Source organism: Xanthobacter oligotrophicus (assembly GCF_008364685.1).
In the GTDB taxonomy this organism is placed as follows: Bacteria; Pseudomonadota; Alphaproteobacteria; order Rhizobiales; family Xanthobacteraceae; genus Xanthobacter; species Xanthobacter oligotrophicus.
Genome location: NZ_VTTL01000007.1, coordinates 190670 through 209346, shown reverse-complemented (window position 1 = coordinate 209346; position 18677 = coordinate 190670). Strand labels below are relative to the sequence as shown.

Here is an 18677-nt window from a genome sequence, read left to right as displayed (position 1 = left end):
GGGTTCCCTTCCCCGCCGCATCGGGAGGGCGATTTGGCTCAAGCGTTTTCTTCGCGCGAACCGGTATCCACTTCGCGCGAAAACGCTCTAAAGTCGCGCCGCATCGAACAGGAGAAGCCATGCGCGCCGTCATCCGTCTCGCCGTGGTCGCGGCGCTCGCTCTCGGCCTCGGCGGCTGCGACAAATGCGGCAACTGGTTCGGCCAGGGCAAGCCGAACGCCTGCCAGTCCGGCACGCCGAAGTAGCTTTTCGGACGCCCAACGGCCTCACCGCACGTTGGGATTGGGCACGCGGCCCCTGTCCGCCTTCAGCCGCGCGATCTCGGCGCGGATGGGACCGAACGGGCCATATTTGTGCTGCGCCTGCGAGAAGCCATCCGCATAGGGGCCGTACGGGGTGTCCACGGGCTTGTCGAGCAGGTCCGGAAAGTCCCGGTCGAGCCCGTCGCGATGGGGCCGCGTCTGGCTCGCCACATAGGCCGCCACGTCCCACGCATCCTCCGGCGCAAGCACCGGCATGACCCAGCTCACACCGTTCGGCATGTTGTCATGGACGAAATTGGCGATGGTGACGAGCCGGTTCATGCCCGCGCCGTCATTGAAGCTGTCCGGCCCCCAGAGCGGCGGCACCCCATAGCCGAAGCTCGCATCCGCCTCATTGCGGCGCAGCCCCTCGCCGCCCGCCCGGTGACAGGCGACGCAGGTATGCGCATAGACCACCGCCCCGCGTGCGGGATCCGTCGGCCGCTCCAGCGGCGGGATGGCGCCGGCCCCGGCGCCCTCGATCTGCGCATCCTTCGGCAGGGCGGAGGACAGGAGGGTGAGATAGGCGAGCAGGGCGCGCATGGGCCGCGCCTCCCGTGGCATGGCACGGCCGTTCATGGAGCGCATCATGCAGCTGTCGATGCGGTCCGCGAGGTCCGCCATCGCGCCGGAACGGGTGGAATAGCGCGGATAGTCCGCCGCCGCGGCCACCAGCGGCAGCCCGAACTTCTTGCGTCCCGCATCGAGATGGCAATTGGCGCAAGCGAGGTTGTTGCCGGCAAAGCGCTGGGCCGGGTCCGCCGCGTGGGGGCCGATATGGCGCGCGCTCGCCTCCAGCACCGAGCGGCCGTAGCGGACGAGGCGCCCCTCCTCGTCGTCCGGCAGGAGGTCGATATCGGGAATGTCCCACACCGCGATGCGGGCATTGGCGGTGGCGAGACTAGCGGCAAGACCGACGGCACGTCCGGCCGCAGGCTGAGGAGGCGTGGCCTGCTGCCCCAGCGCCGCCCCCGGGGCGAAAGCCCCCATCAGGATAAGGCCCGCCAGCAGGCGCGCCGCCGTCCCGTTCCGCCGCATCTCTTCCCCCAGTGTGCTTCTGCGGAGCCCGAAAAGGCCCGTCTTTGTTGCATCGCCGGCATGGCGCGGCTATAAGCGCGCCTTCGTTCGCGGCATGCGCCCCCCTGGAGGCGTGCTTGCGGCCGAAGACGTGTGCCCGCATCGCGACATGCGTCGTTGTAGAATCTTATCAATGTTAGGACGAGTGCCATGACTGCCATCAAGGAACTGAAGGCTGTGGCGCGCCCGCGGGCCGGCAAGGGGGCCGCCCGTGCCGAGCGCCGCGCCGGGCGCGTGCCCGCCGTGATCTACGGCGAGAAGCAGGAGCCGGTGACGATTTCGCTGAACTTCCGCGAAATCAACAAGATCATCTATGCCGGCCACTTCCTCACCACGCTGTTCGAGATCGACGTGGACGGGGCCAAGCACCGCGTGATCCCCCGCGACTACCAGTTGGACGTGGTGAAGGACTTCCCCCTGCACGTGGACTTCCTGCGCGTCTCGCAGGGCACGACCGTGACGGTCGAGGTGCCGGTGCACTTCCTCAATCAGGAAGCCTCCCCCGCCCTCAAGGCCGGCGGCACCCTGAACGTGGTGGCCCACGCTGTGGAGCTGGATTGCCCCGCCGAGTCGATCCCCGCCTCCGTCGAGGTGGACCTGACCGGCGCTGCCTACGGCGACACCTTCCACCTGTCCGACATCAAGCTGCCCGCGGGCGTGACCTGGGCCGGCCATGGCGATGACACGCTGGCCACCGTCGTCGCCCCGTCGGGCCAGGCGGATGCCGCTGCCGAAGACGCGGCCGAAGCGGCCAAGGCCTGAGCTAGCAGTCTCCATCCTGCTGCCGCACAGACAGCAGGATGCTCCAGAACGTTCGGGCCGGAGGCGCCACATGTTCCTGTTCGCAGGGCTCGGCAATCCCGGCCCGAAATATGCCGGCAACCGGCATAACATCGGTTTCATGGCGCTCGAGGCCATCTGCCGCCGCCACCGTCTCGGCCCGCTGCGCCGCCGCTTCCAGTCCATGGCGGCGGAAGGCGAGATCGCCGGCGAGAAGGTGATCGCGCTGTTCCCCGAAACCTACATGAACGAGAGCGGGCGCGCCGTCGCCGAGGCGCAGCGCTTCTACAAGATCCCGCTCGATCACATCTTCGTCTTCCACGACGAACTGGACCTGCCCCCGGCCAAGCTGCGCATCAAGAAGGGGGGCGGCAACGCCGGCCACAACGGCCTGCGCTCCATCACCGCCCAGTGCGGCAACGATTATTTCCGCGTCCGCCTCGGCATCGGCCACCCCGGCGACAAGGCGCTGGTTCATGCCTACGTGCTCAGCGACTTCGCCAAGAGCGAGAAGCCCTGGCTCGACGCCATCTGCGACGCCTGCGCCGACTTTGCCGACCTGCTCGCCCAGAAGCGGCCGGAGGAGTTCCAGAACCGCGCGCACCTGTTCCTGGATGCCCAGGGCTTCGGCGAGCAGAAGCGGGTGGGCGAGAAGGGCTGAGGCGCGAGCCTTCGCGGCCCGATGCGGCGTGGCCGCGTCGGTCCGATGGGTTGCGGAGCCACGCCGTGAGGGGATATGCGGAGGGCAAGAGCTGTCCCCGCGACATCCCTCGCCATCTGACACTGCTGCCCCGATACCGGCCGGCGGCCAAACCTGAGCGTTCCATGGGCTTCAAATGCGGCATCGTCGGGCTTCCCAACGTGGGCAAGTCCACCCTCTTCAACGCGCTCACCCAGACCGCGGCGGCGCAGGCGGCGAACTATCCGTTCTGCACCATCGAACCCAATGTGGGTGACGTAGCGGTGCCCGACCCGCGGCTCGACACGCTGGCCGAGATTGCCGGCTCGGGGGCCATCATCCCCACCCGCCTCACCTTCGTGGACATCGCGGGCCTGGTGCGCGGCGCTTCCAAGGGCGAGGGGCTCGGCAACCAGTTCCTCGCCAACATCCGCGAATGCGACGCCATCGCCCATGTGGTGCGCTGCTTCGAGGACGGCGACGTGACCCACGTGGAGGGCAAGATCTCCCCCGTGGACGACATCGAGACCATCGAGACCGAGCTGATGCTCGCCGATCTCGAAAGCCTGGAGAAGCGCGCCGGTGCGCTGGAGAAGAAGGCCAAGGGCGCCGACAAGGAGGCCAAGGAAACCCTCGACCTCATGACCCGCGCCCTGGTCCTGTTGCGCGAGGGCAAGCCCGCCCGCCTCGCGCAGGTGAAGCCGGAGGAGGAGAAGCTGTTCTCCATGCTCGGCCTCATGACGGCGAAGCCCGTGCTCTACGTGTGCAACGTGGAGGAGGCCTCAGCCAAGGAGGGCAATTCCCTCTCCGCACAGGTGTTCGAGCGGGCCAAGCTCGAAGGCGCCATGGCGGTGGTGGTCTCGGCCAAGATCGAGAGCGAGATCGCGGTGCTGCCCCCCGAGGAGCAGAAGGACTATCTGGAGGCCATCGAGTTGGACGAGCCCGGCCTCAACCGGGTGATCCGCGCCGGCTACGAATTGCTCCAGCTCCTCACCTACTTCACCGTGGGGCCGAAGGAGGCGCGGGCCTGGACCATCACGGCCGGCACCAAGGCGCCGGCGGCGGCGGGCGTGATCCATTCGGATTTCGAGAAGGGCTTCATCCGCGCCGAAACCGTTGCCTACGACGATTATGTGAAGTTCAAGGGCGAGGGCGGCGCCCGCGAGGCCGGGCGCTTCCGCCTCGAAGGCAAGGAATATGTGGTCGCCGACGGCGACGTGCTGCACTTCCGCTTCGCCAACTGAAGTAGGCGGGCGACGGGAATGGCCGGGAGCGAGGGGTCGGTGGAGATCGGCCGCTTCACCTTCACGCAGGACGAGATCCTGCGCTTCGCCCGGGCCTTCGATCCCCAGCCCTTCCATGTGGACGAGGCGGCGGCCGCCGCCTCCCCGTTCGGCGGGCTTGTCGCCTCCGGCTGGCATACGGCCTGCGTGTGGATGGGCTTGTTCGTGCGCGCGAACGGCGCAGTGGACGGCCTGCCGCCGGATCACCCGGCCGTGCTCTCGCCGGTGGGCGTCGGCTTCGGCATGAGCGAGTTGAAGTGGCTCGCTCCCGTGCGCGCGGGCGACACCATCGTTTTCTTCACCGAGGTCCTGGAGGCCCGCCCCAGCGGCAGTCGGCCGGGCTGGACCATCTTTCACCGCCGCGCCAGCGCCCGGCGGGAGGACGGCACGGAGGTGCTCACCTTCGAGCTGAAGCACATGGCGCCGGATGGGCCGCTGTGAGCCCAGGCTGAGCAAAACTACTCACGCGAGTCTTGTCTAGGATTAAAATCCCCACTCCAGTCGATTGGAGCGAGGAACGCCGTGTCACCACCACCTGCCAAGCCGTCACCTACCAAGCCGTCACCTGCCAAGCCGTCACCTGCCAAGCCGGACGCGCTCGACGACCTGCGCCGCATCACCCTGGGTCTGCGGCTCGATCTTGCGGCCTGGCAACTGCGCCTCGCCCTGAAGGGCGGCTATGACCCCAGCCAGCCGCGCATTCCCAGCGGCGCGCCGGGTGGCGGGCGATGGGCCGGGGGCAGCAACGACAGCACCGGGTCAAAACCCGCCGTTGCCGAGCGGAGCATTTCGGTCGCGGCGCGGCGCATCTCGCCAGCAGTCGAGGCACAATGCTGGCAACAGTACGAGGCCGACATGTTTCACTGCGATATGGTCGGTTTAAAGTCGTGCCGAGCACAGGCTTCGCAACGCTACGCCGCATGCCTCAGGGGTCACCCGATCCCGCCGCTAAATTATTGAGGAAAATCCAATGATTATTTTAAAACACAATATTTTCATTCGTATAAATAATGGAGAAGAAAAGATCGAAATTAGAATATACAAACCATTACAACTTTTGCATTCTTGGGGATGTAAATACGAAATTGACTGGCCCGAAGGACAATATAGCATTACGGCACAGGGCGAGGATGCCCTTCAGTCTCTGACCATCGCGCTTCAAATGATCGGAGCGGATCTGTACACAAGCACCTATCACCAAGAAGGGTCGCTTCGCGCCTACGACAGCGAGGAGGGCTACGGCTTTCCCGTTCCGAACAATCTGCGCGACCTGCTCATCGGCGTCGACAAGATGAGCTTCTGATTTCAGCCCCGCGGAGCCCAGCCATGGTGATCCTCACGCACACCCTTTTCATCAAAGGCGAGGCCGGTGACACGCCGGTGGAGATCCGCCTGCACCAGCCCGAGCACATCGTGGAGCATCCCGGAGAGTCCTGGGGCTGCCGCTTCGAGATCGACTGGCCGGACCGCACCAAGAGCATGGTTATCCACGGGGTGGATGCGCTGCAGGCGCTCATTCTCTCCATGATGTACGTGGGCGTGCACCTCTATGTTTCCGATTATCACGAGGACGGCGTGCTTTACGCGCCCCATCGCGAAGGCGGCTATGGTTTCCCGGTCGCCCAGAACATCCGCGACGTCCTGGTGGGGAGCGACAAGGCCACCTTCGGGGCCTGACGCTCCGGTCATCCCCACCCCCCACCTTGACGTTTGCGGCATCCTCGCCTTCCATCGCAGTCCAACGACAGGAGGGGCGCCTTGCCCGACATCTTCTTCGAAGATTTCATCATCGGTGAGGTGAAGGCGTTCGGCTCGCACCAGTTCGGCGAGGAAGAGATCGTCGCCTTCGCCCGCGAGTTCGATCCCCAGCCCATGCATCTGGACAAGGAGGCGGGCAAGGCGTCGCTGCTCGGCGGCATGGCGGCCTCCGGCTGGCACACCTGCGCCGTCCTCATGCGGCTCATCTGCGACGGCTTCCTGCTGCGCACCGCCAGCATGGGCTCGCCCGGCGTCACCGAGAACAAATGGCTCGCCCCGGTGTTCCCCGGCGACATGCTGACCCTGCGCCGTACGGTGCTGGAAAGCCGCACCTCCAAAAGCAAGCCGGAGATGGGCCTCGTCACCTTCCGCTTCGAGTTGGTGAAGGCCGACAAGACCGTGGCCATGTCCCAGGTCTGCATCATCATGATCGGCCGCCGCAATCCGGGAGCCCGCCTCGCATGACCTATTTCGAGGAACTGGAAATCGGCGACCGCGAGGTGCTGGGCCGCCACACCTTCACCGAAGCCGAGATGATCGCCTTCGCCCGGCTCTATGATCCCCAACCCTTCCATGTGGATCCCGAGGCGGCCAAGCGCAGCCATTTCGGCGCGCTGGTGGCCTCCGGCTGGCACACGGCGTCCATGTGGATGAAGTTCTTCATCGCCTACAACGTGGGCTCGGCCAGGGCCCTCGAGGCCAAGGGCGGGCGCATGCTTGAGGTGGGCCCCTCCCCCGGCTTCACCAATCTGCGCTGGTTGAAGCCGGTCTATGCCGGCGACACCATCACCTACGCCACCGAGGCGCGGGAGAAGATCGCCACCCGCGGGCGCCCCCAGTGGGGCCTGCTGAAGGCGTACAATTCCGGCACCAACCAGCACGGCGACCTGGTGATCGATTTCGAAAGCGCGGTGCTGGTGGCACGTCGGAGCGGCTGAGCCGAGGCCCTGCCACCGGCGGTGCCACGCTGGCTCAACCCTCCAGCTCCTCCTTCAGGATTTCGAGCCGCAGCCACTCTTCTTCCGCCGCATCCAGCGCGCCCTGGGCCTCGGTGAGCGCGGCGGAGGTCTTCTGGAAGCGGGCAGGATCGCGAGCGTAGAGTGCCGGGTCCGCCAGTTCAGCCGCGATCTTCTCCACCTTGGCCTTGAGCGTCGCCATGGTCTTGGGCAGGGTTTTCAGCGCGTGCTGCTCATGGAAGGACAGCTTGCGCTTGTCTTTGCCCGGCGCCGTGGCGGCCGTCGCCGGTGTGCCTTTGCTTTCCGCGCCCTTGGCCTTCGCCACCGGCGCGCCCTTGTCCCGCGCCTCCACGCCGCGACCGCGCTGGGTCACCATGTCCGAATAGCCGCCGGCATACTCGCGGAACACGCCGTCGCCCTCGGCCACGATGACGCTGGAGACGGTGCGGTCGAGGAAGTCACGATCGTGGCTCACCAGGATCACCGTGCCGGGATAGTCGGCCACCATCTCCTGCAGCAGGTCGAGGGTTTCCAGATCCAGGTCGTTGGTGGGCTCGTCCAGCACCAGCATGTTGGAGGGCAGCGCCAGGGACCGCGCCAGCATCAGCCGGCCGCGCTCGCCGCCCGACAGCACCGAGAGCGGCGCATTGGCCTGGTCGGGGGAGAACAGGAAGTCCTTCAGATAGCCGATGACGTGCTTGGGCTGGCCGCCCACCATCACCTGGTCCGAACCGCCGCCGGTGAGCGCATCCTTCAGCGTGGTGGTCGGGTCGAGCGCGGCGCGCTTCTGGTCGAGGCTGGCGATCTCCAGGTTGGTGCCGAGCTTCACCGTGCCGCCGTCGGGGGCGAGTTCCCCGGTCAAGAGCTTGATGAGGGTGGTCTTGCCCGCGCCATTGGGGCCGATGATGCCGATGCGGTCGCCGCGCAGGATGCGGGTGGAGAAATCCTTCACCACCGCCCGGTCGCCGTAGGACTTGGAAATACCCTTGGCCTCGATGACCAGCTTGCCGGACGTTTCCGCCTCGCTCACCGAGAGCTTCACGTTGCCGACGGCGCGGCGCTCCTCGCGGCGGTCCTTGCGCATGGAATGCAGCAGGCCGAGGCGGCGCACGTTGCGTTTGCGCCGGGCGGTGACGCCGTAGCGCAGCCAGTCCAGCTCCGCGACGATCTTGCGATCGAGCTTGTGGCGCTCGGTCTCTTCCTGCTCCAGCACCTCGTCGCGCCAGGTCTCGAAGGCGGAAAAGCCCTGCTCGAGCCGCCGGGTATGGCCCCTTTCCAGCCAGACCGTGGCGCGGGAGAGGGTTTCCAGGAAGCGCCGGTCATGGCTGATGAGGACAATGGCCGAGCGCAGCCCCCTCAGCTCGCTTTCCAGCCATTCGATGGCTGGCAGGTCGAGGTGGTTGGTGGGCTCGTCGAGGAGCAGCACGTCCGGCTCCGGCGCGATGACGCGGGCGAGCGCGGCCCGCCGCGCCTCGCCGCCGGAGAGGTTGGACGGATCTTCGCGGCCCGTCAGGCCGAGCTCGTCGAGCAGGTATTGGGCGCGATATTCCTGATCCCCCGGTCCCATCCCCGCCTCCACATAGGCCAAGGTGGTGGGATAGCCGGAGAAATCGGGCTCCTGCGGCAGATAGCGCACGGTGGTGCCGGGCTGGAAGAATCGGGAGCCGGAATCCGACGCCACCATGCCCGCCGCTACCTTCAGCAGCGTCGACTTGCCGGAACCGTTGCGCCCGACAAGGCACACGCGCTCGGAGGCAGAAACAGAAAGTTCCGCCCCGTCGAGCAGGGGTGTCGCGCCGAAGCGCAGATGGATGTCCTGGAGGAGAACGAGGGGAGGAGCCATGGCGCCGGATTAAAGCCCCCGGCGCCGGAACGCAAAGGGTTGCTGCGGCGCCCGCCGCTCAGCTCGGTTCCTGGGACGCGCGAAACGCACCGCCCGGACACAACCGCCCGGCCGGTGACGTTCCGTCGAACCATCAATGTAGGGTGGAAGATCCGTTGATCTTGGTCATTTGGTCCTTAAGGACCAGTTTCTTGCGCTTCAACTCGGCAATACGAACGGGATCGGAAGCCGGATGGGCAAGTTCGCGATTGAGTTCCTGCTCAATGGCTTGGTGGCGCCGCTTCAACTCCTGAAGGTGCGACTGGATGGACATTCTAAGCCACTCCCTGTCTGCAACACGACATCAGTCTGTCACGGAGCCGACGAAGAGTCGATTGCCTTTCTCGCCCTTCCGGCAAGCTCCCATCTTGCAGCGCGGCAAGCGCGTGCCATAGTCAGTACGAAATTCGGGGGAAGGGCGGCGGCCCTGTTTCAACTTTGGGAAGCGACGGTTTTTCCAGGGCCTCGGCGATGCGGCAGCGGGGTCGCGTATTTGTGTCCACGGGGGTCTGCCGGCGCCGCTCGGCGCGATGCTCCCGCGGATGTGAATGGCGAGCCTGCCGGTGACGGATGTGGGAATGACGAGCGACGACGAACGGGACCTCAGGATCCATCTGGAGCGGCTGAAGCAGGAGCATCGCGACCTCGACACCGCCATCGACGCACTTTTGGCGGTGTCCGGCTCGGACGTGTTGCAGATCCAGCGGCTGAAGAAGCGCAAGCTGCAGCTCAAGGACCGCATCAGCCAGGTGGAAGACCAGCTGTTCCCGGACATCATCGCCTGAGCCTGAGGCGAAGCCTGCGCCGCGCCGAACTGAGGCCGGCATCGCCTGGTGAGCCCCTCCGGCCAGGCCGGAGGGTCAAGGCGGCGTGGAGGCTCTCAGAGCTGTGCCAGCAGGGCGGTCGCGCCAGAAATGTCGGCCTTTGAGGGCACGTCCTCCACATTGAGGCTCGTCACCACGCCATCCTCCACCACCATGGAATAGCGCTTGGAGCGCACGCCGAGGCCGGCGGCCGAGCCGTCGAAGGTGAGGTCCAGGGCAGTGGCGAAGGACGCGTCCGGATCGGACAGGAACACGATCTTGCCGTCCGCGCCGGAGGCCTTCTCCCAGGCGCTCATGACGAAGGGATCGTTCACCGAGACCACGGCGATGGCATCCACGCCCTTGGCCTTGATGGCGTCGGCCTCGTGCACGTAGCCCGGCAGGTGGTTCTTGTGGCAGGTGGGCGTGAAGGCGCCCGGCACCGCGAACAGCACCACCTTCTTGCCCTTGAAGATCTCGTCGGTGGTCTTCGGCACGGGGCCGTCTTCGGTGGGAACGCGGAAGGTGGCGTTGGGCAGTTTATCGCCGACCGAAATGGGCATCGTTTTCTCCGACAGTCACAGGCCGTTCCGGCCCGCGCCGACAATACGGGGTTTTACGGAGGAGAAAAGCGCGCTGGGAGGCCCGAGCGGCAGGCCGGACAGCCCGCTCAGGGCGACGGCACGGGTGCCGTGGTGGTGACCGCCTTCGGACCGTCCACCAGCGTGAAGGTGATGAGCGCGCCCGCCGGGTCCACGCCCGAAGGCACGCCTTCCAGCGGCACCACGAAGCGGGCGGCCCCGTCGGGCAGCGCGGTCTTCTGCGGCAGCGGCAGGGCCCAGTGCGCGTCGGGGCCCTCGGCGAACAGGTCGGCCTTGGGGTTCGCCGTCTTCACCTCGATGACGAGACGGCGCGGCGTGGTCGTGGTGTCGAGCGCGACGGACCGCACCGAGGGCGCATCGCCTGCGCCCAGCGCCTGCGGCGTCGGCAGGGTGGCGCGGGCGGTGGCGATGCGCGCCGCATCCGCTCCGCCGGCGGCATCGATGACCAGGGAGAGGTCCACCTTCGCCGGCATGCACAGGGCCTCGCACACGGCGAAATCGAACGCGAGCTGGAGCCGCGCCGGCTTGCCGGGATCGGCCAACTGAACCTTCAGCGGGAACAGCACCGCGCCCTTGTAGCCGATGGAGAAGCCGCCGCCGCCATCGGCAAAGCGCTTCGGGGCCGGCCACGCGATGGTGACGCCCGCCACGTTCTGCGAGCCTTCGAAGGACAGAGCCGGGGGCACCCCGCTGTCGCCGGGATAGCGCCAGTAGGTTTTCCAGCCGGGCGCGAGGCGCACCTCGATGCCGGCATCCACCTGGGCACCGGACACCGCGCCGGCCAGAAGCTCCACCTCGGCTCCAGAAACCTTGGCGAGGGCTTCCGCCCGCGCCGCCGGAGCGGAGAGCAACAGGCCCGACAGGGACAGGACAGCAAGCCCCAAGCGGCCGCTTTCGGCAAAGGTGCGCAGCAAGATCATGCCCCAGCGGGTAGCCTCTCCGCGGCGGCGCGCAAAGCCCCCCGCGAGCACAAGCGTGTGACACGCGAGGGGCAGACAAGACCGATTTTGCACCCGCGCCCGGTGACGACGCGCTCAATTCGCATTTCCAAAAGCCCGGATGCGCGGTACCCTTCAAAGATGATTGCGAGCCAGAAACCCAACGTCCCAAGTGGGGGTTCGAGCTTCCTCGACGGGCAGTTGCTCATTGCCATGCCGACCATGCGCGACGAGCAGTTCGCACGAACCCTCGTCTATCTGTGCGCCCACTCGGCAGAGGGGGCCATGGGCATCGTGGTGAACCAGCCGGCGAGCCACATCGACTTCACCGACCTCCTGGTCCAGCTCGACGTGATCCCCTCCTCCGAGCGCATCTTGCTGCCCAAGAGCGCCGGGGCGGTCAAAGTCCTGCGCGGCGGGCCGGTGGAGACCGGGCGCGGCTTCGTGCTGCACTCGGCCGACTATTTCGTCGAGAACTCCACCCTGCCCATCGACGACGGCATCTGCCTGACGGCGACGCTGGACATCCTGAAGGCCATTGCCGGCGGTCGCGGGCCGCGCAGTGCCGTGCTGGCGCTGGGCTATGCCGGATGGGCGCCCGGACAGTTGGAGACCGAGATCCAGGCCAACGGCTGGCTAAACTGCCCGGCTGATTCGGATCTCATCTTCGGCGACGTGGTGGACACCAAGTACAACCACGCCTTGCGGAAGCTGGGAATCGATCCCGGCATGCTTTCCAGCGAGGCCGGCCACGCCTGACGCCGGCATGGCCGGCAATTATGCCAACGGCACCGGTCCTTGACCGGCGCCGAGACGGCGACGCTCAACCGCCACGCGGGCTTGGATTATTGGCTGGTGTGTGAAGCTCACCGGCCAGATGTATTCAGCCCTCGCCCCAGCGGCGGGGGCGGTAGAAGGTGTGCACGCCGATGCGGTCGAGCTTGCGCATCTCCCTCACCCAGCTCGGGTGCACCCAATAGGCATGATAGTGGGTGGCACGGCCCACGCTGGTGAGCCACAATTTGCCGTCCAGCATGTCGGCGGCGATGTCTTTCGCCTGCACCCACATGTCCGGCTCGCGCACCACGTCGCGCACGTCGTCGCAGGCGAAGGTGAACTGGCAGGCCAGGTGCCGGTGGGCGTTCTGGTAGACGGTGCCGCACACATCGTTGGGGTAGTAACCCGAGAACACCCGGTTGACGATGACCTGCGCCACCGCCACCTGCCCGCGCTTGGGCTCGCCCCGGCTTTCGAAATAGATGGCTTCCGCCAGGCACTTCTGCGCCCGCGCCAGCTGTTCGCCGGCAAGGCTGAGGCGCTGGGCGGGCGAGGGCCAGATGCCGTCGCGCTCGCCATCCTCGGCCGCTTCCACCGCCTCGGCGCCGGCGCTGGTGGCGATCTCAACCGCGCCGGTGGGGCGCGGGGCCGGCAGCGGCACGAAGCCCTGCTCGGCCAGGGCGTGATATTCGAACGCCAGCGCCGGGAACACGTCGGGATCGCGGCTGAACACCGCCACCGGATCGTGATGGAGCGCCGGCTGCGCGTCGGCCTCTTCGATGGGCGCGGCGGGCGGCACCTCCGCGGCGGGAGCGCCGTCGCTCTCGCGCACGGCGCCGAAATCAGGGCCGAAGGAGGCATCCTCGGCGATGGGGCCGGAATTGTCCTGGATCAGCGGCAATTCCAGCAGCAAATCGAGGGCGAGTTCGAGGTGGGGCTGGCTCGGCCCGGTGCGTACGGGCACATCCTCGGCGTCGAGAACCAGCGGCGGGGGATAGGCGAAGGCGTCGTCATCCGACGCCGAGGCCACAGCCGCGGGGTTCGGCGGGGTCGGGTCATCCGCCACCGGCGCACCGGCGATGGCGGCGGCCCTGAATGCCTCCGGGGGCACGGCCACATCGGTGAACGAGGCGGTGACGATGGCCGCCCCCGGCCGGATCACCCGCGGCGCGTCGTTGAACACCACGCGCGGCTCGGGCAGGCCGGTGCCGATGGGCTGGGGCAGGTCCAGCGTGCTGACCTTGAGCGCCCGCGCCGGCGCGGCCAGCATGACGAGCCCGCTGGCAGATGAACGGGAATCGGCGCCATCCGCCCCGGCGATTGCGGGCGGCACGGCGGCGAAAGCGGCGGCAAGCAGGACAGGCGACGCGATCCGCCTGATGCTCGTCCCTCGATCTCGGCGAAACTCCATGGCTCCTGCCCTTGACGTGTCATCGTGTCCCTAATGGGGCGCCGGGGCGTTGCCCGGCGGTGACACGCAAGAGCATTGTCCAATCAGCCTTGCCCGGAGGTTAACAGCGTCGCGAGTTCCGCCTCGCGGGCGAACGGTGTTTTGGCACCGAGCACTAGGCGACGGGCGCGGGCAAGGCCATGGGTGCCGAAGCGCACGCGCACGGCCTCCTCCACCCATTTTTCCTCCTGCGCGGCCCGGTGCGCGGCGCGCCGCCCGTCCTCGTCCATGAAGGCGAGATGGCGCGAAACCGCATCGTCGAACGCCTCCAGCCCCTCCCCTGTCGCCGCGGACAGGCGGATGACCGGGACCGTCCAGCCCGCCGCGCCGGAGCCGGAAAGTGAAAGCGCGCCAGCCACTTCCGAGGCCGCCCGGCGCGCGACCTCCTTCATGTCGGCCTTGGTGACGACGATGATGTCGGGCAGTTCCATGACGCCCGCCTTCATGAATTGCAGGCTGTCGCCGGAGGCCGGCTGGATGCACAGCACCACTGTGTCGGCGACGAGGGAGATGTCCGCCTCGGACTGGCCGACGCCCACGGTTTCCACGATCACCAGATCGTAGATGGCGCGCAGCAGGACCACTGCCGCCACCGAATCGTCCGACAGGCCGCCGAGGCGGTCACGTGCGGCCATGGACCGCACGAACACCCCGCGGTCCTCCGGGTCGGTCTTCATGCGGGCGCGGTCGCCCAGCAGGGCGCCGCCGGTGCGCCGGGAGGACGGGTCCACCGCCAGCACCGCCACGGTGCGGCCGGCGGCACGGGCGCGCTGCACCAGGGCATTGGTGAGGGTGGATTTGCCCACGCCGGGTGGCCCCGTCAGCCCCAGCACATGGGCCTTGCCGGCCTGCGCCGCCTGATCGAGCAGGGCGACGAGGTCGGGCGCGCCACGCGCGGTCTCGATCAAGGCCAAGGCGCGCGCCACCACGCGTTTTCCGCCCGTGCGCAGGCTGTCGAGATCGAGCATGGACGGCTGGGCGGCGGCGGAGGGAGCAGACAGCATGGCGGCAAGTCTAGAGCGCGATCCGGGCAAATTGAACCAATTTGCGCGGTGAATCGCCCTCTGAACTTGAGGAAAGGGCGGGCGCCGATCCGCTTGCGATGCAAGCTGGACCTTTGGAATCCAGTCGCGCAACGGAAAAAGGCGCCGGCCAGGGCCGGCGCCTCTCCCACTGATCGGATCCGTGCGGGGGAACGGAACCGATCAACAGCCGTGAATAGTTGAAATCAACAGTTGCCGCGGGACACGCGCACCACCGCACCATTGCTTTGGCGCAGATAGCAGCGGCCGTCATTGCCCCAGAAGTAGTAGGCGCGGTTCCGGTTGCGGTCCTGCTGGTTGCCGATGATGGCGCCGGTGGTGCCGCCGATGATGGCACCCGCCGCAACGCCACCCGCCGAGCCGGTGGCGGCGCCGCCGATGAGCGCGCCTGCCGTGCCGCCGATGAGCGCGCCGCCCACCGTGCTGTTCTGCGCCGCGGCGGGTGCCACGGTGCCGGCGAAGGTGGCGACGGCAAGGGCCAGGGCGAGGCCGGAACGGATGGTCATTGTCTTCCTTTCCGCAGCCACCGGATCTCGCCGATGGCGTGCTGCGATGGACGCTGATCTAGCAAAGCCAACATGAACGCCAGATGAGCGGGACGTTAGGCCGACATGCAGCTTCGCAACCGTTCTGCATCCCCTGCCCCCCGGCGTAAAGGGCCGCGCGCCCCCGGGGGGTATAATGTATTATAATACCTCGTCACTGGCGCCTGCCGAAGCGGGACGGAATACTGCACTGCCCGGAACGGCTCTTGCATCGCGAGGCGGGTTCGGTGCAGGCTCCGGCACCCTCGTTCCCAGGACAGTCATTCATGAGCGAACGCAACCCCTTCGGCGGGACCATCACGCATCTTTCGCCGGCAGAGGTCCGTCAGGGCCTCGCCGACGGCACCATCATTCTCGTGGACGTGCGCGAGGCGAACGAGATCCAGGCCGAGCGCATTCCGGGCGCCACGCCCTTTCCGCTGAGCAAGTTCGACCCCGCCGCCCTGCCCGACCCGGCGGGCAAGCGCCTGGTCTTCTCCTGCCGCTCGGGCCAGCGCTCCCAGCAGGCCGCGGCCTACGCCCAGAAGGCGGGCCTGCCGTACGAGGAGCACATGAAGGGCGGCATCATCGGCTGGCGCGAAGCCGGCTTCGAGGTGGAACGCGGCTGAGCCGCGCAGGCCTTCAGATCCGAAACGAAAAACGCGCCGCCCGGCCCCCGGACGGCGCGTTTTCGTTGAGTACGACCAACGGCCCCGGTCTTTGACCGGTGCCGAGAGGGTGTCGCTCAAGCGCCGCGCGGGCTTATTCGAACCCCGGTCAGGCTGTGGCGGCGTCGAGCTCGGCGATGATGGCCTTGCCCATGTCCTGGGTGCCGATGGTCTCGGTGCCCGGGCCGGCGATGTCGCCGGTGCGCTTGCCGGAGGCCAGCACGCCAGCGATGGCCTGGTCGATGCGGTCCGCCACCTCGCCCTGGTTGAACGAATAGCGCAGCGCCATGGCCAGCGAGCCGATCATGGCGATGGGGTTGGCGATGCCCTTGCCGGCAATGTCCGGCGCCGAGCCGTGCACCGGCTCGTACAGCGCCGCGCGCTTGCCGGTGACCGGATCGGCCGCTCCCAGCGAGGCGGAGGGCAGCATGCCCAGCGAGCCGGTGAGCATGGCGGCGATGTCGGAGAGGATGTCACCGAACAGGTTGTCGGTGACGATCACGTCATACTGCTTGGGCCAGCGCACCAGCTGCATGGCCAGCGAATCGGCGAGATTGTGCTCCAGCTCCACGTCCTTGTAGGCGCGCTCGTGGAGGGCGGTGACCACCTCCTTCCAGAGCACGCCGGACTTCATCACGTTGTGCTTCTCGGAGGAGGTCACCTTGTTGCGGCGGGTGCGGGCCAGCTCGAAGGCCACGGCCGCGATGCGCTCGATCTCGTAGGTGTCGTAGACCTGGGTGTCGATGGCGCGCTTCTGGCCGTTGCCAAGGTCGATGATGGTCTTGGGCTCGCCGAAATAGACGCCCCCGGTCAGCTCGCGCACGATGAGGATGTCGAGCCCCTCCACCACCTCGCGCTTGAGGGAGGAGGCATCGGCCAGCGCCGGATAGCAGATGGCCGGGCGCAGATTGGCGAACAGCTGCAGGTCCTTGCGCAGGCGCAGCAGGCCCGCCTCGGGGCGCGCCTCATAGGGCACGCTCGCCCACTTGGGGCCGCCCACGGCGCCGAGCAGCACCGCGTCCGCAGCCTTGGCGCGGACCATGGCGTCCTCGGAGATGGCGGCGCCGTGCGCGTCATAGGCGCAGCCGCCCACCAGGTCCTCTTCGATGGCGAAGGATGCGAGGCCCGCCTGATCGAGCCATGCGGCCACCCGTTTCACCTCGGCCATCACTTCGGGGCCAATGCCGTCGCCGGCGAGGAGGAGCAGCTTGTGGGTGGCCATGGGTCGTGTCCTTGGAGTTCTCTTGTGCGTTCTTCTGGGCCTGCGGCTGTCGAGTCGTCAGGACCTCGATCCGCGTTGCCGCTGTCGCCACCCTGAAGGCGGCGGTTCCGGCGCGGAGTGCTACGGCCTCGCCTCCTGAAGCGCAAGGGCGCCGGCGCAAGATCGTTGCTGCAATGCGGCGTCAGTCGCCCTTCACGAAGGTGGCGAAGGCCGCGGCGTAATCCTTGTGCCAGCGCGACAGGGGCGGCCGGTTGGCGATGATGTCCCCCGCCGCCCAGGCGATGCGCTTCTGGTCGAGGGCGCGGGTCACGTCATTGTCCGGGCACAGGATGTAGAAATCGCCGGCCTGGAGGCGCTCCAGCATGAAATCCACGGTCTGTTCCGCCGTCCAGGCCCCGGCCGGCTTTTCGGTGCGCCCAACCGCCGCCAGCGGCGTGAAGACGAAGCCGGGAATGAACAGGTGGGCGGTGACGGCACAGCCTTCGATGTTGCGCAATTCGTGGGCGAGGGCCTCGGTGAACACCTTCACCCCGGCCTTGGAGACATTGTAGGCCGGGTCCCCCGGCGGGGTGGTGATGCCCTGCTTGGAGCCGGTATTGACGATGAGCCCCGGCCGTCCGCGGGCGATCATCTTCGGCCCGAACACGCGGGAGCCGAGGATGATGCCCCACAGGTTCACCGCGATCACCTTCTCCCAATTCTCCAGCGGGCCGAACAGGGCGCTGCCGGGCTGGATGCCGGCATTGTTCAGCAGCACGTCGGTGCCGCCGAAGCGGCCCGCCACCTCGGCTTCGAGCCGCTCGATGTCGGACAATTCGCTCACGTCTGTCGCGACGGCGAGGATATCGGCCGCCCCGCCGGTTGCGATGCCGGCGAGGCCGGCGGCGGCGGCCTCCAGCTTTTTCCCCGGCAGGTCGGCGATGGCGACCTTCATGCCTAGCGCGGCGAACCGCTCAGCAGCGGCGAGACCGATGCCAGAGGCGCCGCCGGTCACGACCGCCACGGCACCGGGAGTGAGGGCGGGATGGGTAGTCACGGGACCAGCCATGGCTGTTCTCCTTCAGTAGGGACGTGACCTCAACGCCGCGTGGCGACGAAGGCTCCCCCGACGATGAGGGCGCAGGCCAGCGCCAGCGACAAGGAGGGCGCGGCAAAGCCCGTCGCCACCAGCAGCAGCGTGGACAAAACCGGCGCGGCATAGGAGGCGACGCCCAGAAGGCGCACGTCGCCGCGCTTCATGCCGATGTCCCAGGTGTAGAAGGCAAGCCCCACCGGGCCGAGGCCCAGCAGCGCCACCGCCGCCCATTCCAGCGCGCCGGACGGCCATACGGTGTGCTCGAGCGCCAGATGGCACAGGCCTGCCAGCACCGCCGTGGCGAGGCAGAAGCCGGCCACCGCCTGGGTCGGCACGTCGGCGAAATGGCGGGACGCCACCGAATAGGACGACCAGATGAAGGCGCAGGCGAAGGCGGCGAGATAGCCCGGCGCAAAGCGCATCTCGACGCCGGTAAAGCCGCCCTTCCCCAACAGCAGCACCACCGTTCCCGCAAAGCCCATGAGCGCGCCGATCACATGGACGCGGCGCAGCCCGCCCCCCGGCAGGAAGGCGGAGAGCAGCACGATGAGCAGGGGCCACAGATAGGCGATCAGCCCGGCTTCCGCCGCCGGTGCCCATTTCAGCGCGGTGAAATAGAGGAAATGGTAGCCGAACAGCCCGCCCACGCCGTGCAGGTAGGCCAGCGGTCGCTGCTTCAGCACGCCCAGCCCCGGGCCGGCCAGCGCCGCTCCCAGGCCTACCGCGCCGCCGATGGCGAAAGTCAGCGCTGTGAGGAGGAACGGCGGTACCTGTCCCGTCGCCGCCGTGAGGACGGCAAGAGTCGCCCACAGCAGGATGGCGAGCAGGCCGATGCGGGTGGCGACGGCAGAGGTCATG

At 67.7% G+C, this 18677-nt stretch carries 24 protein-coding genes; 13 read left to right on the top strand and 11 right to left on the bottom strand.

What is annotated here, in order from left to right:
- Positions 1-119 precede the first annotated feature (119 nt).
- A complete protein-coding gene (locus FZ033_RS24545) occupies positions 120-245 on the top strand; it encodes a hypothetical protein (protein WP_269149865.1) in 126 nt (41 codons plus the stop codon).
- A gap of 21 nt (positions 246-266) precedes the next feature.
- On the opposite strand, the gene FZ033_RS13565 is transcribed toward FZ033_RS24545, so the two are convergent.
- A complete protein-coding gene (locus tag FZ033_RS13565; RefSeq protein ID WP_149576654.1) occupies positions 267-1340 on the bottom strand; it encodes a c-type cytochrome in 1074 nt (357 codons plus the stop codon).
- Positions 1341-1529: 189 nt separating this feature from the next.
- Between FZ033_RS13565 and FZ033_RS13560 the strand changes: the two genes are divergently transcribed.
- The 9 genes from FZ033_RS13560 (at position 1530) to FZ033_RS13520 (ending at position 6817) form a co-directional block, all read left to right on the top strand.
- Positions 1530-2141 carry a 50S ribosomal protein L25/general stress protein Ctc gene (locus FZ033_RS13560; protein ID WP_149576653.1) on the top strand — a complete coding sequence of 204 codons (612 nt, stop codon included), beginning with the start codon at positions 1530-1532 and terminating at the stop codon, positions 2139-2141.
- A 70-nt stretch (positions 2142-2211) separates the two neighbouring features.
- Complete coding sequence (gene pth, locus FZ033_RS13555) at positions 2212-2820, top strand: aminoacyl-tRNA hydrolase (RefSeq protein WP_149576652.1); 609 nt, start codon at positions 2212-2214, stop codon at positions 2818-2820.
- Positions 2821-2984: 164 nt separating this feature from the next.
- Positions 2985-4082: a redox-regulated ATPase YchF gene (ychF, locus tag FZ033_RS13550; protein WP_149576651.1), complete on the top strand. Its 1098-nt coding sequence runs from the start codon at positions 2985-2987 to the stop codon at positions 4080-4082.
- Between the two features lie 18 nt (positions 4083-4100).
- Positions 4101-4562 carry a MaoC/PaaZ C-terminal domain-containing protein gene (locus FZ033_RS13545; RefSeq protein WP_149576650.1) on the top strand — a complete coding sequence of 154 codons (462 nt, stop codon included), beginning with the start codon at positions 4101-4103 and terminating at the stop codon, positions 4560-4562.
- Positions 4563-4643: 81 nt separating this feature from the next.
- Complete coding sequence (locus FZ033_RS13540) at positions 4644-5081, top strand: hypothetical protein (protein WP_149576649.1); 438 nt, start codon at positions 4644-4646, stop codon at positions 5079-5081.
- A gap of 10 nt (positions 5082-5091) precedes the next feature.
- The gene (locus FZ033_RS13535) at positions 5092-5424 is read left to right on the top strand and encodes a DUF6968 family protein (protein WP_149576648.1); all 333 of its coding nucleotides are present in this window, start codon (positions 5092-5094) and stop codon (positions 5422-5424) included.
- A gap of 23 nt (positions 5425-5447) precedes the next feature.
- Complete coding sequence (locus FZ033_RS13530) at positions 5448-5798, top strand: DUF6968 family protein (RefSeq protein WP_149576647.1); 351 nt, start codon at positions 5448-5450, stop codon at positions 5796-5798.
- A gap of 81 nt (positions 5799-5879) precedes the next feature.
- On the top strand, positions 5880-6344 hold the full coding sequence (locus FZ033_RS13525; protein ID WP_149576646.1) for a MaoC family dehydratase: 465 nt from the start codon (positions 5880-5882) through the stop codon (positions 6342-6344).
- Positions 6341-6817: a MaoC family dehydratase gene (locus tag FZ033_RS13520; RefSeq protein ID WP_149576645.1), complete on the top strand. Its 477-nt coding sequence runs from the start codon at positions 6341-6343 to the stop codon at positions 6815-6817. The genes FZ033_RS13525 and FZ033_RS13520 overlap by 4 nt, the downstream gene beginning before the upstream one ends.
- Before the next feature lie 34 nt (positions 6818-6851).
- Here the strand turns inward: FZ033_RS13520 and FZ033_RS13515 are convergent, their stop codons facing one another.
- Complete coding sequence (locus FZ033_RS13515; RefSeq protein WP_149576644.1) at positions 6852-8678, bottom strand: ABC-F family ATP-binding cassette domain-containing protein; 1827 nt, start codon at positions 8676-8678, stop codon at positions 6852-6854.
- Positions 8679-8811: 133 nt separating this feature from the next.
- Positions 8812-8991 (bottom strand): YdcH family protein, encoded by a 180-nt coding sequence (locus FZ033_RS13510; RefSeq protein ID WP_012114619.1) that lies wholly within the window; start codon positions 8989-8991, stop codon positions 8812-8814.
- A 304-nt stretch (positions 8992-9295) separates the two neighbouring features.
- Here FZ033_RS13510 and FZ033_RS13505 point away from each other — a divergent pair, with 304 nt between their 5' ends.
- The gene (locus FZ033_RS13505; RefSeq protein ID WP_138401301.1) at positions 9296-9502 is read left to right on the top strand and encodes a YdcH family protein; all 207 of its coding nucleotides are present in this window, start codon (positions 9296-9298) and stop codon (positions 9500-9502) included.
- A gap of 95 nt (positions 9503-9597) precedes the next feature.
- Here FZ033_RS13505 and FZ033_RS13500 read toward each other — a convergent pair whose 3' ends face one another.
- Positions 9598-10083 carry a peroxiredoxin gene (locus tag FZ033_RS13500; RefSeq protein ID WP_149576643.1) on the bottom strand — a complete coding sequence of 162 codons (486 nt, stop codon included), beginning with the start codon at positions 10081-10083 and terminating at the stop codon, positions 9598-9600.
- A gap of 107 nt (positions 10084-10190) precedes the next feature.
- On the bottom strand, positions 10191-11042 hold the full coding sequence (locus FZ033_RS13495; RefSeq protein WP_149576642.1) for a protein-disulfide reductase DsbD domain-containing protein: 852 nt from the start codon (positions 11040-11042) through the stop codon (positions 10191-10193).
- A 159-nt stretch (positions 11043-11201) separates the two neighbouring features.
- Between FZ033_RS13495 and FZ033_RS13490 the strand changes: the two genes are divergently transcribed.
- Positions 11202-11819, top strand: a complete 618-nt coding sequence (locus tag FZ033_RS13490) for a YqgE/AlgH family protein (protein ID WP_149576641.1) — start codon at positions 11202-11204, stop codon at positions 11817-11819.
- Between the two features lie 124 nt (positions 11820-11943).
- Here FZ033_RS13490 and FZ033_RS13485 read toward each other — a convergent pair whose 3' ends face one another.
- From FZ033_RS13485 to FZ033_RS13475, 3 genes are all read right to left on the bottom strand, one after another.
- The gene (locus tag FZ033_RS13485; protein ID WP_210247890.1) at positions 11944-13107 is read right to left on the bottom strand and encodes a cell wall hydrolase; all 1164 of its coding nucleotides are present in this window, start codon (positions 13105-13107) and stop codon (positions 11944-11946) included.
- A 224-nt stretch (positions 13108-13331) separates the two neighbouring features.
- Complete coding sequence (gene meaB / locus FZ033_RS13480; protein ID WP_149576640.1) at positions 13332-14291, bottom strand: methylmalonyl Co-A mutase-associated GTPase MeaB; 960 nt, start codon at positions 14289-14291, stop codon at positions 13332-13334.
- Between the two features lie 224 nt (positions 14292-14515).
- The gene (locus tag FZ033_RS13475) at positions 14516-14836 is read right to left on the bottom strand and encodes a glycine zipper domain-containing protein (RefSeq protein ID WP_149576639.1); all 321 of its coding nucleotides are present in this window, start codon (positions 14834-14836) and stop codon (positions 14516-14518) included.
- Positions 14837-15141: 305 nt separating this feature from the next.
- On the opposite strand from FZ033_RS13475, the gene FZ033_RS13470 reads away from it, so the two are divergent.
- On the top strand, positions 15142-15483 hold the full coding sequence (locus tag FZ033_RS13470) for a rhodanese-like domain-containing protein (protein WP_149576638.1): 342 nt from the start codon (positions 15142-15144) through the stop codon (positions 15481-15483).
- 148 nt (positions 15484-15631) lie between these two features.
- Here the strand turns inward: FZ033_RS13470 and leuB are convergent, their stop codons facing one another.
- The 3 genes from leuB to yddG all read right to left on the bottom strand — a co-directional run bounded on the left by leuB (position 15632) and on the right by yddG (position 18676).
- Complete coding sequence (leuB, locus tag FZ033_RS13465; RefSeq protein WP_149576637.1) at positions 15632-16744, bottom strand: 3-isopropylmalate dehydrogenase; 1113 nt, start codon at positions 16742-16744, stop codon at positions 15632-15634.
- 181 nt (positions 16745-16925) lie between these two features.
- Positions 16926-17792, bottom strand: coding sequence for an SDR family NAD(P)-dependent oxidoreductase (locus FZ033_RS13460; protein WP_149576636.1), 867 nt, complete (start codon positions 17790-17792; stop codon positions 16926-16928).
- A 29-nt stretch (positions 17793-17821) separates the two neighbouring features.
- On the bottom strand, positions 17822-18676 hold the full coding sequence (gene yddG / locus FZ033_RS13455) for an aromatic amino acid exporter YddG (protein WP_149576635.1): 855 nt from the start codon (positions 18674-18676) through the stop codon (positions 17822-17824).
- Between the last annotated feature and the right edge of the window lies 1 nt (position 18677).